At 57.1% G+C, this 14,943-nt stretch carries 14 protein-coding genes and 1 pseudogene; 8 read left to right on the top strand and 7 right to left on the bottom strand.

The features are described 5' to 3' along the window. Window positions 1-5 precede the first annotated feature (5 nt). Both QE453_RS04300 and QE453_RS04295 read left to right on the top strand, forming a co-directional pair. Window positions 6-1,514 carry a tripartite tricarboxylate transporter permease gene (locus QE453_RS04300; protein WP_006697897.1) on the top strand — a complete coding sequence of 503 codons (1,509 nt, stop codon included), beginning with the start codon at window positions 6-8 and terminating at the stop codon, window positions 1,512-1,514. A 70-nt stretch (window positions 1,515-1,584) separates the two neighbouring features. Further along, window positions 1,585-2,565, top strand: a complete 981-nt coding sequence (locus QE453_RS04295; RefSeq protein ID WP_309776461.1) for a D-2-hydroxyacid dehydrogenase — start codon at window positions 1,585-1,587, stop codon at window positions 2,563-2,565. A gap of 215 nt (window positions 2,566-2,780) precedes the next feature. On the opposite strand, the gene QE453_RS04290 is transcribed toward QE453_RS04295, so the two are convergent. Then, the gene (locus QE453_RS04290) at window positions 2,781-3,677 is read right to left on the bottom strand and encodes a LysR family transcriptional regulator (RefSeq protein WP_006697895.1); all 897 of its coding nucleotides are present in this window, start codon (window positions 3,675-3,677) and stop codon (window positions 2,781-2,783) included. 136 nt (window positions 3,678-3,813) lie between these two features. Between QE453_RS04290 and QE453_RS04285 the strand changes: the two genes are divergently transcribed. Further along, a complete protein-coding gene (locus QE453_RS04285; RefSeq protein WP_309776459.1) occupies window positions 3,814-4,140 on the top strand; it encodes a nuclear transport factor 2 family protein in 327 nt (108 codons plus the stop codon). Next, complete coding sequence (locus QE453_RS04280) at window positions 4,137-4,916, top strand: SDR family oxidoreductase (RefSeq protein WP_153776030.1); 780 nt, start codon at window positions 4,137-4,139, stop codon at window positions 4,914-4,916. The genes QE453_RS04285 and QE453_RS04280 overlap by 4 nt, the downstream gene beginning before the upstream one ends. A 29-nt stretch (window positions 4,917-4,945) precedes the next feature. On the opposite strand, the gene QE453_RS04275 is transcribed toward QE453_RS04280, so the two are convergent. Then, complete coding sequence (locus QE453_RS04275) at window positions 4,946-5,413, bottom strand: MarR family winged helix-turn-helix transcriptional regulator (RefSeq protein ID WP_035210393.1); 468 nt, start codon at window positions 5,411-5,413, stop codon at window positions 4,946-4,948. Between the two features lie 144 nt (window positions 5,414-5,557). Between QE453_RS04275 and QE453_RS04270 the strand changes: the two genes are divergently transcribed. Continuing rightward, complete coding sequence (locus QE453_RS04270; protein ID WP_035210392.1) at window positions 5,558-6,349, top strand: alpha/beta fold hydrolase; 792 nt, start codon at window positions 5,558-5,560, stop codon at window positions 6,347-6,349. A gap of 32 nt (window positions 6,350-6,381) precedes the next feature. Beyond that, window positions 6,382-6,828 (top strand): annotated as a pseudogene (locus tag QE453_RS04265) (GMC oxidoreductase); the annotation flags it as partial. 351 nt (window positions 6,829-7,179) lie between these two features. Here the strand turns inward: QE453_RS04265 and QE453_RS04260 are convergent. Further along, the gene (locus tag QE453_RS04260) at window positions 7,180-7,677 is read right to left on the bottom strand and encodes a DUF6985 domain-containing protein (protein WP_244405583.1); all 498 of its coding nucleotides are present in this window, start codon (window positions 7,675-7,677) and stop codon (window positions 7,180-7,182) included. A gap of 277 nt (window positions 7,678-7,954) precedes the next feature. On the opposite strand from QE453_RS04260, the gene QE453_RS04255 reads away from it, so the two are divergent. Next, complete coding sequence (locus QE453_RS04255) at window positions 7,955-9,343, top strand: GGDEF domain-containing protein (RefSeq protein WP_309776457.1); 1,389 nt, start codon at window positions 7,955-7,957, stop codon at window positions 9,341-9,343. Window positions 9,344-9,492: 149 nt separating this feature from the next. On the opposite strand, the gene QE453_RS04250 is transcribed toward QE453_RS04255, so the two are convergent. Continuing rightward, complete coding sequence (locus QE453_RS04250) at window positions 9,493-11,448, bottom strand: methyl-accepting chemotaxis protein (RefSeq protein WP_060942244.1); 1,956 nt, start codon at window positions 11,446-11,448, stop codon at window positions 9,493-9,495. A gap of 511 nt (window positions 11,449-11,959) precedes the next feature. Beyond that, the gene (locus QE453_RS04245) at window positions 11,960-12,709 is read right to left on the bottom strand and encodes an SDR family oxidoreductase (RefSeq protein WP_309776456.1); all 750 of its coding nucleotides are present in this window, start codon (window positions 12,707-12,709) and stop codon (window positions 11,960-11,962) included. Window positions 12,710-12,819: 110 nt separating this feature from the next. Here QE453_RS04245 and QE453_RS04240 point away from each other — a divergent pair, with 110 nt between their 5' ends. Beyond that, a complete protein-coding gene (locus tag QE453_RS04240; RefSeq protein WP_309776455.1) occupies window positions 12,820-13,725 on the top strand; it encodes a LysR substrate-binding domain-containing protein in 906 nt (301 codons plus the stop codon). A gap of 250 nt (window positions 13,726-13,975) precedes the next feature. On the opposite strand, the gene QE453_RS04235 is transcribed toward QE453_RS04240, so the two are convergent. Both QE453_RS04235 and QE453_RS04230 read right to left on the bottom strand, forming a co-directional pair. Then, window positions 13,976-14,467, bottom strand: a complete 492-nt coding sequence (locus tag QE453_RS04235) for a DUF4142 domain-containing protein (RefSeq protein ID WP_006700557.1) — start codon at window positions 14,465-14,467, stop codon at window positions 13,976-13,978. A gap of 244 nt (window positions 14,468-14,711) precedes the next feature. Then, window positions 14,712-14,864, bottom strand: a complete 153-nt coding sequence (locus tag QE453_RS04230) for a hypothetical protein (RefSeq protein ID WP_004446089.1) — start codon at window positions 14,862-14,864, stop codon at window positions 14,712-14,714. Window positions 14,865-14,943: the final 79 nt, after the last annotated feature.

Raw genomic sequence — 14,943 nt, 5'->3', positions numbered from 1 at the left:
TACACATGAATTTCGTTGACCTTCTCATGCTGGGCTTCAGCGAGGCCCTGACGCCGACGAACCTGGGCTTCTGTCTGCTTGGCGCTCTGCTGGGAACGCTGATCGGGGTGCTACCAGGTATCGGGCCGACGGCGACGATCGCGGTTTTGCTGCCGATTACGTTCTACCTTCCGCCTCTGGCGGGCCTCATCATGCTCGCCGGCATCTATTACGGCGCGCAGTACGGTGGATCGACGACGGCTATCCTCGTCAATCTTCCCGGAGAGGCGTCGTCGGTCGTGACCGCTGTCGACGGTTACAAGATGGCTCAGAAAGGAAGGGCCGGGTCGGCGCTTGCCGTCGCGGCGCTCGGTTCCTTCTTCGCCGGAACGGTCGCGACGTTCGGTATTGCTATCGCTGGTCCGACGCTATCGTCTTTCGCCCTTTCCTTTGGCCCGGCAGAATACGTGTCGCTGATGCTGTTCGGCCTTCTGGCGGCCACTATCCTCGCCCGCGGGCCAGTCCTGAAGGCGATCGGCATGATCCTTCTCGGTCTGCTGCTCGGCATGGTCGGGATCGACGCCAGTTCCGGGGAGGAACGCCTTACGTTCACTGCAGTCGAACTCTTCGACGGCATCGACTTCGTGGTCATCGCCATAGGTCTGTTCGGTTTCGCGGAGATCATCGAAAATCTTGAGAACGTCGAAGCTCGTGGTGTGCTTGTCAGCAAGCTCAGCCGCCTGTGGCCGACCAAAGAGGACTTCAAACGGGCCTGGCCGGCTGTCCTTCGCGGCACGGGTGTCGGGACGTTTCTCGGCGTACTTCCGGGCGGCGGAGCCACTCTTGCCTCCTTCTGCGCCTATTCGGTCGAGAAAAAAGTATCCAAGCGTCCCCAGGAGTTCGGCGAGGGTGCCGTTGAGGGTGTCGCCGGACCGGAGGCTGCCAACAATGCCGGCGCACAGTCCTCGTTTATCCCGCTTCTGACCCTGGGCATCCCATCGAACAACATGATGGCGATGATGCTGAGTGCGTTCATCATACACGGCATCACCCCGGGACCGACGGTACTGGCAACCCAGCCGGAAATCTTCTGGGGACTCGTTGCCAGCATGTGGATCGGCAACCTGATGCTCGTCGTGATCAACCTGCCACTGATCGGCGTGTGGGTGAAGCTCCTGACGGTCCCGTATCGTCTGCTGTATCCGGCAATCCTTCTCTTTTGCTGCGTCGGTGTCTACAGCATCAACAACCGCATATTCGACGTGGTACTGGCTGCCGGGTTCGGCCTGCTGGGGTATGCCTTCCGCAAGGCCAAGTGCGAGCCCGGTCCGCTACTTCTGGGGTTCGTCCTGGGACCGTTGTTGGAAACCAACATCCGTCGCGCCCTGACAATTTCGCACGGAAACCCCAGTGTCTTCGTGGAGCGGCCGATCAGTCTGGTCCTGCTGATCGCGACAGCCGGCGTGCTTCTGCTGATGATCCTGCCGTCATTCCGCAAAACACGCGAAGAAGCGTTTCAGGAAGAAGAAGCCTGAGGCTGATCTTAAATTGAGCGGCCGCTTGAAAGCGGCCGCTGTTCTCCCTCTGAACCTGGTGTCCCCCCAAATGCCTCATGCTTCCAGCAAGCCTCTTCGGATCGTCCTTCTCGATCGGAAGACCTTACCCGACGATATTCACTTTCGTGCGTTCTCCTTCGCTCATGAGCTCGTTCAGTTTGACCAGACGGCTCCCGACGAGGTGCCGGAGCGCATCAAGGAGGCCGACATCGTCATTACCAACAAGGCCCCTGTGCGCGGCTCAGCGGTCGCGTCCGCTCCCAAACTTAAACTGGTCGCCGTAGCGGCGACGGGCACCGACGTCGTTGACGTCGCAGCATGCGCGCAGCGTGGAGTCATCGTCTCAAACATCCGCAACTACGCCGTCAACACCGTACCCGAGCACACTTTCGCTCTGATCCTTGCGCTTCGCCGCAGCCTGCTCGCCTATCGCAATTCGGTGCAGGCCGGACGCTGGCAGGAAGCAAACCAGTTCTGCTATTTCGACTTTCCGATTAACGATCTCGCCGGTTCGACGCTCGGCATCATCGGTGACGGTGCCCTCGGGCGCTCGGTGGCCGATCTTGGTCGTGCTTTCGGGATGAAGGTTCTTTTTTCGGACTACAAGGGCACCAGCGGAATGGGGCCGCTCTATACGCCGTTCGAAAAGGTCCTCGCGCTCAGCGACATCATCACCTTGCACTCTCCCTTGATGCCTTCGACCCGCAACATGATCTCGACCGCGGAGTTCGCACGGATGGCCAGGCGGCCTCTTTTGATCAACACCGCACGCGGCGGGCTCGTCGATGAGGCCGCGCTGGAACACGCCTTGAGAAGCGGCCAGATCAGCGGCGCCGGCTTCGACGTCGTCACCACCGAGCCGCCTGCACACGATCATCCGCTGATGCGGCTGCTCGATCTGCCGAACTTCATCCTGACGCCGCATGTGGCGTGGGCGAGCCGAGAGGCTGTGCAGTCGCTGGTCGACCAACTGATTGATAATGTCGAGGCGTTCGAGCGCGGCGCACCCACGAACACCGTGGCCGCTTGATCATGGCGGCAGTCGCGGACAAACGCGCGCAGCCTTCGGGATATCTCTGCCTCGATGATTTCGCGGAAGGTATCCGCCCATTTTATCGAGGCGAAGTAAATCTCTCGACAAGGGACTTTTGAACTTTAGCTGTGTCCCAGCAGTTAACCGGTTCAAATAGCTTCAAGAGTTTAAGAACGCCCAGCGTTCACTGGCATCGAACATCTGCACGCCGGTCATTCTCTTGCAAATTCGCGAGCAGCCTGAATGAATGCGGTGAACGCTGCAGGGGGGTTCTTCCTACCAGGGTAATACAACGCCAGCGGGGCCAACGAGGGCGTCCAGTCCTCAAGAACGCGCACCAGTCGCCCAGCCTCAATATCCTCTCGAACATCCGCTTCCATGAGATAACCAAGCCCCACCCCATTTTGGGCTGCTATCGTAACGAGGCTTGGCTCGTCCAGAGTGATCGCGCCTTGCACGTCGATCTGGAGTGCATTTCCGTCTTTCTCGAATTTCCAACGGAAAAGCGCGTTGTTCGGAAGGCGCGCGCGAATGCAGCGAAACCTGTAGAGGTCAGTTGGTACAATTGGCTTGCCATGTCTGCGCAGGAATTCCGGTGATGCGACGACCGCATTGCTGCGCTTCAAGCCCAAAGGCACGGCGATCATGTCGGCAGGAACGAGATCGGCCGGTCTCAGACCCAGATCAAAACCCGCCGCGACAATATCGACAATCCGTCCCTCCGTGACAAGGTCGATATGCACTTGCGGATACTTCTCCAGAAATGACAGGACGAGCGGCGCCATTACTTCCCGTGCTGCCGTGGCGAAGGCGTTGATGCGCAATGTTCCGCTCGGGGTCTCCTGAAGCGACTGGGCCGCGAGCATTGCGTCGCGGATGTCGGTCACCGCTGGTCCGACCCTTTCTACAAACGTCTTCCCCGCATCGGTCAGGGACACGCTTCGCGTCGTCCTGTTGAACAGCCGGATACCGAGGCGCTGCTCCAGCTTCGCGATGGAGTTGCTCAAGGCCGTTGTTGACATTCCAAGGTCGAGAGCCGCTGCGCGGAAGGTTCCAAGGCGGGCGATGCTGAGGACGGCATCAAGGTCAGCAAGGACGGAACGGGTCATTTATCCCTCTTTTCGTAATACCTCATCCTTATTTATCCCGCTTATCCCGTCAATAAGCTTGATCTATCTTCCAGCCAGTGGATATCGCGAAGGCGGAGCCACAGCCCAAGATACCAAAAAGACGGGAGATACTACGATGATCGAACTACCCAGCGCTATCGAAGCCTATTTCGAGGCCGACAGGTCAGGCTGTCCGGACGCCATCGCTGCCACCTTCACCGAAAACGGGGTCGTCAAGGACAAGGGGAAGATTCACATCGGGCAGAAGGCCATTCGGGCGTGGATGACCGATGAGGCCCAGCAGTACAGCTACACGGTCAGGCCTTTCCTGATCGCCGTCGAGAATGGAAAGACCCAGGTGATGGCCCACGCAGCCGGCAACTTCCCCGGAAGTCCGATCGACCTTCGCTTTATCTTCGTCCTTTCGGGCGACAGGATTGCTGAGCTGGAGATCACCCTATGACGCCGTTTCTGACACTGGAGGGCCGTCGAACTCTCATCACCGGCGGGACGTCGGGCGCTGGCGCTGCGACTGTGGCTCAGTTCAAGGAGCTCGGCGCCCGCGTGCTGACAACCGCACGCAGAAAGCCGGAGGACTTTTCCGGCGCGGCCTTCGTCGAGGCCGACCTGACCACGATGGATGGCGTTCAGACAGTTGTTGACGCAGTCCACCGGGAGCTCGGCGGACTCGATATCCTCGTCAACGTGTTGGGCGGATCCTCAGCACCTTCTGGCGGCTTTGCGGCGTTGACCGAAGAGGAATGGGAAAAGGAATTTAACCTTAATTTCTTCCCTGCGGTGAGGCTGGACCGCGCCCTTATCCCCGGAATGATCGCGCAAGGAAGCGGCGTCGTCATTCACGTAACGTCGATCCAGCGCGTCCTTCCGCTGCACCAGGCGACGACCGGATACGCCTCCGCAAAGGGCGCGCTCAATACCTACAGCAAGAGCATCTCCAAGGAGGTTTCTCCCAAGGGTGTACGGGTGGTTCGTGTTTCTCCCGGCTGGATTGCAGATCCGGGCTCCAACGGTCTTGCGCTTCGTATCGCGGAGGAAGCCGGCATCAGCTACGACGAAGCTGTGCAGACGATCATGGACTCGCTTGGTGGTATACCGCTTGGCCGGCCGGCCAGGCCTGGAGAAGTCGCCGACCTGATCGCGTTCCTTGCGTCGGATCGAGCGTCGTCAATCACGGGTACAGAGCATGTGATCGACGGTGGGACCGTACCGACCGCCTGAGCGTTGAGGCGATTTACCACTATCGAAGGTCAGGCGGGTGCGTCCCATCCGCCGATCTGGGAATAGATCGCGTTACGGAGATACCGGACATCGCGGTTAAGAGCAGCGAGTTCCTTTGGCGTCTGTGTAGAGGCCGCGAGCAGAGTGTCGCTGAGGCAGCCGGCCTTGTGCTGCAAGGCACGGCCGTCGTCGGTCAAGGCGATGACAACCTGCCGCTCGTTGCTAAGGTTGCGCGTCCTGCGCAGCAAGCCGGCCGTCTCGAGTCGCTTCAGCAGCGGTGTCAGCGTGCTTGATTCCAGAGCAAGGGCCTGGGCGATGGCGCCAACCGTCTGTCCGTCCTGGCTCCATAACACGTTGAGTACGAGATATTGCGGATAGGTCAGGCCCAGTTCATCGAGAAGAGGCTTGTATGCACGCTGGATCGCAATGCCGGCGGTGTAGATCGCATAGCATAGCTGGTCGTGCAGGGGCGGTGGATCGTTATGGGGTCTGGTCATTGTGAACTCCTGTTGCGTCAAATGTAACGAACGAAAGCACGAAAAACAATATCGCGATAATAATTATGTTGACGCACAGCTCAAAATCTGCGAGTTTGAATGTATCGCAATAAATGTTATCGCGAATAGAAAGAGGAGAAAGTCATGACACGCAAGATCCCGCCCACCGTCGCAGCAATTGCAGCCGTAGCCACATTAACTGCCGCATTGCCGGCAAACGCAGCCGATACCATCCCCAGGGAGCAGTCCGTCAGAAACGTTGTCCTCGTTCATGGAGCCTTCGCGGACGGCTCCGGCTGGAAAGGGGTTTACGATAATCTGACCAAGCGTGGTTACCGCGTGACCATCGTCCAGAATCCACTGACGTCTCTCGCTGATGACGTTGCCGCGACTGCCCGCGCGCTTGAGCGTCAGGATGGTCCGGTCATTCTTGTCGGACATTCCTGGGGCGGCACTGTCATCACGGAAGCCGGTATCGATCAAAAGGTTGCCGGCCTCGTCTACGTCTCCGCACTTTCTCCGGATGTCGGCGAAACGACGGCTCAGCAATACGACGGTTTTGCTCCTGCATCGGAGTTCGTCATCGAAACCACGAAGGATGGATTTGGCTATGTCAGCCCGGACAAGTTCAAGGCTGGGTTTGCCCATGACGTCAGCGACGCCGATGTTGCGTTCATGAAAGATGCCCAGGTCCCGATCAATATGTCGGCGTTCAGCACGAAGCTTGAACATGCTGCCTGGCGTATGAAGCCCAGCTGGGCTGTTATCGCAACCGAAGACAAGGCGTTCGATCAGGCAATGCTGATCCATATGGCCGAGCGCATCAAGGCAAAAATCACAAAGGTCTCGGCAAGTCACGCACTGTTCATGACCCAGCCGGAGGTCGTGGCCGATACCATTGATCAGGCCGCCAAGGCCGTCTCCGCGAAGAAGTAATGCCAGGCAAGGCGTCATCGCAACAGCCAAATTCCCTGGTCGAAACAGGTCTGGAAACACCGGAATATGGCTGGACGATGTTCAACGGACTTGCCCATCCGAAGAGTCGGGGCCGGTTGCTACTCTCCGGCTCCGACGCAACTGATCCGATCCTGATCGAATCGAATTCACTCAGTGAGCCGGAAGACATGGCTGCCGCCTTGGCCGCCGGGGAATTGTGCCGCATGCTCGGGAATAGTGACAGTTTCGCACCTCCGGTGAAAGGCGAAACTGCTCCGGGCGCGCGCGACCGATCGGGCATGATCAATTTTATTCAGCGCTCTGCCGTCACCTACTGGCATCAGTCCTGTACTGCAAAGATGGGTCGTGACAGCATGTCTGTTGTCGATAACAAGCTGAAAGTCTACGGGATCGGCGGCCTCCGTATTGCGGACGCCTCCGTCATGCAGGCATCTCCGGTCTTCATGTGTCGGCGTTGAAGTGGGTCTGGCTAGAATCTCGGACGCCGAACAGTTCGTCTCCTTCCAGATTGCACAGAGTATTTTGCATCCTCACCGAGCTCGAAGAGCAAAACCTTCGGAATGCTGATGTGATTACGGACGAGATCACAACGACTGGAGAGGGGCGGCATTGTGCGACCGATTGTTCTGCACGGTTTCGACACGTCGTTTAGCATCTTGTTTCTGCTGCGAGTGTGCGCCATGGCGGCGAGGAGGTGGGGACTTCCGATGTATAGCCCAGGTCGTCTCGCCTTTCATGGCTTTCTCAAACAACGTGTGGTGAGCGTTTTTCCTGGTAGGTTCACACGCCCGTAAGCAAGTCTCGGATACTCACTCGGCAATCCTAGTTGTGTATTCCGGGTTTCGCGCCTTGTAGACGACAGCCTCCAAAGCGGGATCTGCGTAGGCATTCACATTGGTCAGGTGACCATTATATCCGCCGACTTTCGTAAGCGTCGCACCGTTTCGCCAAACCATCATGAGTCCGCGTTCGACATCCCAGCCGCACTCAGCCTGCATCACGACGTACCAGTTTTCATCCTCCTTTCGCCCTTTCTTGACGGTAACAGGTCCGGGAGTGACATGATCCCATATATCGGCGGGTGATTGTGGAACGCCCATTTCCGCGTCCAGCCATTCTGGTTTCCCGGCCTCTTCGTAATAGTCCTTGTAGAAGGCAAAAACGTGCCGCGTGTCCAAGAGCCTGTCCGCCTCCGTCAGCGCAAGAAACGAGGCCAGAGCAGCAGCGGACCCCGGAGCGTCAGGATCAGGCTCTTCGTCCAGTTCAACTTCAGCGCCATCAAAATAAGAAACGACGATCGTAGTCATAAATCTGCACCTTCAATCCTGCCGCACGCCGATTTTCAATGCGCCTCCACGGGAGCATCGGAGGCGCACTGTATCATGATGTTTCGCTGCTGGAAGGGATTGAGGGCGCTGGCAGCGCAGACCGCGACGGGCGGCCTAGAGGCCAGACGCCTCTATCAGGTCCTCTGTATCTCCTTAACGGCCAATATAACGAACATGGTCTAACCGTAGTAATTGAAAGTTCGGGTCGAATTAAAGCGCGGTGATGGGGCGGCTTTTTGGAAGACCGGTTCGTTTTTTGTTCAATGCTGTTAGTGAAGTTAACCCGGCCTCTGCGTGCACCAGATTCCATCCAATTGCTGTGGTCAGAACAGATGATTTTGGCGATGGATTAAAGGCCCGCCAAGTTTTTTACCCGCCGTTCACGGGTTTCGCCGTACTGGTCACGACTTCTGAGATGGGACATCAAATGCCCGATTTTTATACGCTCTTTCTCGTTGTCTTGCTGCTCGGTCTTTCTCAATGCCTTATTTGGGGTCTGGTGGTCTATCGCTACGGCGAGCTGAAAGCGGCACGTTATTGGTTCTCAGGCAGCGTTGCCAGTGTGCTCGGAGGAGCTATTCTGGCCCTCCAGGGAAATGATGGTCTGCTCGTCCAGACTGTACTCGGTAACAGTTTCATAGTTCTGGGATTTTATCTGAACTGCGTGGGCGCCCGCTGTTTCCACGGCGCTCGATTAAAGTTGCTTTCTGTCGCTTGTCTTTTCGTGATCAGCGTAGTGCTGATGCTGGCAACTTTTTATCCCTGGTACGCGCGCAATCCTGTTTACACGTTGGCGCAGTTGTTGCCGCTAGCAATCACCGCAGTCTTTCTCTTGCGACACCATGGCGGCGAACTCGGCGCAATTGTCAGCAGCGGTGCTATGATCGTGGCCGTTTCCTCGCATGCGGTAATTGCTTGCGGCAACATCTTGATTGTCACCCGCCTAACGCCAGAACTGGACCTCAAAGCGGCAGCCGCTGTTGATCTCTTGGCATTCCTTTTTGCCGCAGTGGTCTGGAATTTCGGGTTCCTGTTGTCGGCTGTCGATCGGCTTCGAGGTGAAGTCGAACGCCTCGCCAATGAAGACGAACTGACGGGTCTCGCCAATCGTCGAATGCTGATGAACAAGCTTGCAGATATGTGTGGTCCGTCCGATACCAAACGTGTTTTTAGCGTCATGCTTTTCGATCTCGACCGCTTTAAGGCGATCAATGACAAGTATGGGCATGCTGCCGGGGATGCTGCGCTCCGGCATGCCGCTGCCGTTGTTTCCGAGAAATTATCTGCCAACGATGTTTTTGCTCGGCTTGGCGGGGACGAGTTTTGTCTGCTTCTACCCGGCGTGTTACCCGTCGATGCCGCCGCCAGGGCGAGGACGATGATCAAGGCGCTCACGGCAACACCGATGATATGGAATGACTGTCCCTTGGTGATAAAGACAAGCATTGGCATTGCCTGCTGCACGACCCTGGATAAAATCGATCCTGAGGCACTTCTCGACCAGGCGGACCGTGCATTATACGAGACCAAAAAACGTAGTCGAAACGGATACTCTGTCTATAGAGGTTCGTCTGGCGCTGCGATCAGCGGTAACGTGATACAGCTTAATGATTTCGTCGCAGCCGAGGCAAAATCCAAGTCTTGAAAGTGGAAGCCGAGGGAACTCCCACGACTTGCATCGCTCCTTCGACCGAAAACCCGCTTTTAATCTGCAAGCGAAGTTTCCGATCCAAGGCACTCGTGATGATGATCAACGGCCGGGCGGTTGGTCTGTCGCGCCGCGGCCGTAGATTTTTAGAACTCCTCCCAGCTGTCTTGCGCAACCGCGGCAGCCGAACCACCCCCGAACGCGTTCGCAATCTTGCGGCCAAGGGCTCTAGCCGGTGATGCTGCAGGTCGTGAAGCTGGCGATGCCGAGCGAACAGCCGCAGGGGCTACAGACGAACGACTTGTGCTTGCGCCATCGGCTAGATTGAAACGCGATAGCAGCTGGTTGAGGGATGCCGCCTCCTTGGCGAGGCTGTGGCTTGCGGCTGTCGACTGTTCGACCATGGCGGCATTCTGCTGTGTGCCCTGGTCCATGGTGTTGACGGCCGTGTTGATTTCCTGAAGGCCAACCGACTGTTCGCGCGAGGATTCGACAATCGCGGCGATATGACGGTTAATCTCTTGCACTTCCGTGACGATCACTTCGAGTGCCCTGCCGGTTTCACCCACCAGTGTCACGCCGGAGCGAACGTGTTCACCGGATGTCGTGATCAATGCCTTGATCTCTTTCGCAGCCTTTGCAGACCGCTGGGCAAGTTCGCGAACTTCCTGTGCGACGACCGCAAAGCCCTTGCCGGCCTCGCCGGCGCGGGCGGCCTCAACGCCTGCATTCAAAGCCAGAAGATTGGTCTGGAAGGCAATTTCATCAATAACGCTGATGATGTTGGTAATTTCACCGGATGAACGTTCGATTTCGTTCATGGCGGTAACGGCCTGACGTACGACTGCTCCGGACTTTTCCGCACCATCACGGGCCCTCGCGACCAGATGGCCGACTTCTTCGGCACGGTTGCTGCTGTCCTTCACGGTCGTGGTGATTTCCTCCAGAGCGGCGGCTGTTTCTTCGACTGAGGCAGCCTGCTGCTCAGTGCGCTTGGACAGGTCGTCGGCGGCAGAGCGAATTTCGTTGGCACCGGCATCGATGCCGCGAGCGTTCTCGCCGACGGCGCGCAACGCGTCATTCAGATTCGCGACCGAGCCATTGAAGTTGTTCCGCAGAGTATCGAGATGGGCAACAAACGGTGTCTCGATGCGATACGCGATATCACCATCGGCGAGACGGTCGAGCCCCTTGGCCAGTTGGTCAACGGCAAATTGGGTGTCGGCAGCGTCCTTCGCCTTTTGGGCCTCGCGTTCCAATCGTTCCTGTTCGGAAAGGCTGCGATTGGCATCAGCTTCTTTTTCCAGACGGATTTTCTCAAGAGCATTGTCGCGAAAAATGGAGACCGCCTTTGCCATCTGACCTACTTCGTCCTTGCGATCCTGACCATCGACGAGTGCAGTGGTCTCCCCCTGCGCCAGAGTGATCATGCGCTCGCGCAAAGAGGCGATAGGCGTTGTGATCCCCTTGGCGGCAACAACGAGTGACGCGATGATGCCGAGTGTGAATGTGATGCCGACAACCATCAGCGAGGTAAAGATGGTGGAGTTTGTTTGGTCGGTCAGTTCGTCACTTCTCGCAGCCACGGATTTCAAGACCTGGTCCAGAAACGCTGCGTTGTCGGTCGTCAGGGGAAGAATCAAAGAGTCCGCTTTTGCCAGGGTCGCCCTTGCCGGTTCGTCCTGATCAGCTTTACCCAGTTGAACGGCCTGGTCAGTCAAGACGATGACTTCTTTCGTTCTCTCAATGATTTTGTCTATCGCAGCGCTCTCACGTGGGAGAAGTTCTTTCGTGTGCTGGAGACGCTCAAGAAGCTTGCCTTTGCTATCGCTGTAAAAGTCGATGGCTGTTTTCATGGCCGGATCGTCTTGGCGGTAGGTCAGGATTTGATAGGCGGCGTAAGCAGTTGCGACGACATTTCGGTTTACGCGCGACATCTCGACACTGGCGCCAGCATCATTGGAAATGAAATCGGAGTAGCTCGTATCTGCTGCTTTGTATCGGGTTGCGATAAACGCCGTGGCACACAGGCCCACCACGCACAGAGGTATGATCAGGGATAGAATTTTCGTGCGAATGCTCGCATTTTTAAGAAACGACATATTTCCTCGCGGTTCTGTTTTGAAATCGCGAACACGAAGCAGGGAGCATTGCGACCGGGAACTGGTCGAATGAAAAAAGAACTCTGCTGCAGGGGATTCGGCATGGATATGAAGAATTACAGAAGGTGCATGCCGTCATGGCGACCTGATTTTGCTCTGTCGGCTGTATGGTAAATTAGTTATCGTTTAAATGTAATTAAAGAAACGGCGGCGCTCATAACAAAAGCCGAGGAGACAGGACTTCGCTTTTCGAGCCGAAGCGACCTGTATCCACGAAGTGCAATTTGGCACGTCACCGGATCATCTCTTCAAGATCGAGGACGCCGAAACGGCATTTTCTTGCGTGGTATGCCGACCGCCAGTTGCAACCGTTTTGCGCCTTCATGCTGGCCACAGAAACCAGCTTGGCCGCTGACCGAAAGCAGACGTCACCAGCGATGCGCGCCTTGACATCCGACAACCGTCGGAGCCCGGCGCGCTGCTGTCACCGGATTCCGTTGCTTGGGGAGTGTCACAATGTGCCCATGCCACCGTCGATCATGATCTCGCTGCCGACCGTGTAGGCGGCTTCGTCCGATGCCAGGAACACTACCGCCTTTGCAATCTCGGACGGTTCGCCAAAGCGGCCGGCCGGGACCAGATTTTGAATGCTCTCAGCGACATTCCTCAGGTCAGTCTCGGTGAAACCCAGCTTGCCATAGAGCGGTGTAGAAATGGGACCTGGGCTCACCGCATTCAGCCGGATACCGCGTGTGATCAGTTCGCCGGACAACGTGCGGATGAATGACTGTAGTGCCGCTTTCGAGGCGGCGTAGACACTCGAGTTAGGCATGCCGATGTGGGCATTGACCGAGGTGTTCAGTACGATCGAAGCCGGGTTGGCCAGTATCGGCAGCAGTGCCTGCAGCAAAAAATACGGGCCTTTCACATTGATGTCGAAGACCCTGTCAAAGCCTTCTTCGTCCCATGCTTCCAAAGGCTTGAGAAGGGCGACGCCTGCATTGATGAAGACGATGTCCAGGCTCCCGAATGCCTCCCTGATCGTTTCAGCGACGACCTTCTGGCCCTTCACGTCGGCAGCGTCTGCCTTGATGACCAGTACACTGGGACCAAGCTCCCGCCGTGCAGCTTCCAGCGTCTCGGGATTGGTTCCCGTGACTGCTACCCGCGCACCCTCACTGATGAATTGACGTGCTGTCTCAAGTCCGATGCCGCTGGTGCCACCGGTGATGAGCGCCCGCTTGCTTTTGAGCCTACCCATAATCCGAATTCCTTCTCGTTGTGTGGGTTTTCGTAAGTGCGAATGTGGCGCAAGCATGCTGTTCGTACTACTGTGCCAATGGCGGACGTACCTTTCGGAAAGGCCGAACAATGAAGCTGGATGGCATTTCGAGTTTCGTGGCTGTCGCCGAAGAGGGCTCGATCAGCGGGGCGGCACGCACGCTCAGGCTGTCAAAATCGGTCGTGAGCGAACGTCTGGCGGAATTGGAACGCAGCCTCGGCGCTACTTTACTCCACCGTACGACACGTCGCGTTTCGGTGACGGAAGATGGCGCTGCCTTTCTCGAACGCGCCAAGCGCATCCTGCGAGAGGTCTCTGAGGCAGCGGCGGATTTGTCCGAGCGGCGTGGAACGCTGGGCGGTCCAATCCGCATTGCTGCGCCTGTTACCTTCGGGCGGATGCACCTGGGACCGGCTCTGTATCCGTTCCTGGCTGCCAATCCCGAAATTGAGATGTCGCTCGAACTCGACGATCGGCGAGTCGATATTGCATCAGACGTTTACGATGGCGTCGTGCGCCATGGGGCGATTGACGATTCGAGACTGATGGTCTGGCGTTTGGCGCCAAGCCGCCGTGTCCTGGTGGCCTCCGAGGCCTATCTGTCGGTCAACGGGATGCCTGCAACAACTACCGAACTCGCTGCCCATGAGGGTTTGTTCTACACGAACCGGGGTGTTGCGGATTGGCGTTTCCTTACGCCTGGAGGCATTGAAATCGTTCGTGCACGCATTGGATTCAGAGTGAACAACGGCGACATGCTGCGAGATGCGGCAATCGCCGGTCTCGGTATTGCACTCCTTCCGCTCTTCATCGCAGGACCGGACATTCGCGATGGGAAGCTCAAGATCGTCGATGTCGGCGTTCGGCCGGATGCGGAATTCGTCTTTCTTGCGCACCCCGAGGGTCGCCGTCCTTCGGCAAAACTGCGCGCACTGGCGGCTCACTTGAAAGCGTCGTTCGGGGACCCGCCCTATTGGGAGGATGGCGTGGGTTAAGGGACGCATCATAACGGCCCCGCGCGCCTGCGCCTCGTCAGAGAGTTATATATACTAACCCGATGAAAAGTTACGTATTGATCGTCGCGGTGGGCTAGGGTGGAATAGATCGAATATCTTCATCGATCGGCCGGTTTAACGTAAGTACGGTTGCCGGCCGGGCGCGGACAAGCTGGGTCAATACAGCTCGCCGCTGAATTGTCATGGTGATCGAAATTCCGAATGTTGAGCTGGAGTGAATCCGGCGCTTTCATGGATTTGTCAGGCCCTGAACACGCACATTATAGGTTCGTACGGTGCCACGCTGATTTTCAGCGTATGCACGTAGCGAGCCTGCAATTCCGGTTTTGATGAAGGCTTCGAACATCGTCTTCGCATCTTCAAGGACCGAAACCTGCGTCGAGAGGTAAGCCTGGTCGAACTCACTTTGTGAAGCGGTTTCTAAAGCTCTCATCTTCTCGGCATATTCGGCGCTCAGGTCCGTCGGGACCGAGGTACCATCCTTTTTAGCAGCATCGCCGAGATCGACGAGCGCTTTCTCATGGTCGCGCATGATGTCATTAGCGAACATTTTCGTCGCGTCATCCTGCGCGCTTTTAAGCGCCAGCCTGCTTGCCTCCACCTCAAACTGATTGAAGGAAGCCGCCTCGGCAGTGAAGTCCGCGGGTGATTGCGCGTTCGAGAAAGCGGGCATTAACATCGAAAGACATAGAGCGGCGCAGCAGGCATGGAATGGCTTCATGTTAAACTCTCCCTCAATGACTATTGTGGTCAGGGCGTGTGTTCTGGCTGCCCGGCAGCGCATTCCTGTCAGCAGGCCCCGCAGGTGCTTGGTCTTCCGTCTGCCCCCTGTCTGGTGAATTTGACGGTGCTGTATCCGGAGTCGTCCTGACGAAGTAGACGGCCACGATCATCGCGAGAGCCACAGCCGCGGCTCCTACCAAGGGCCATATGGTTCTATAGTTCATATCAGTCTCCGCTTCCGGTTACTTTCCGTCGTAAAGCTTATGAACCTTGCGAGCTTGTTCTTGTTGCTCCTTGGCGGATAACCTGCGCTGACGCAGCAGGACATAAACGACCACGGCGCCCAGCAGCAATGGGCCTCCAGCGACAACAACCAGCCAAAATACATCCGCCATAATCCGTCCTGTCAGTTCATGAGGTTGGTGCCACGACGAACCACTGACCAGAGCCAATGTTCCTGGAAATTTGGAAAGC

This window comes from Agrobacterium sp. SORGH_AS_0440, from assembly GCF_031453135.1.
Taxonomy (GTDB): domain Bacteria; phylum Pseudomonadota; class Alphaproteobacteria; order Rhizobiales; family Rhizobiaceae; genus Agrobacterium; species Agrobacterium pusense.
The sequence above is the reverse complement of the archived record's forward strand: the minus strand, read 5'-3'. Positions and strand labels throughout refer to the sequence as shown.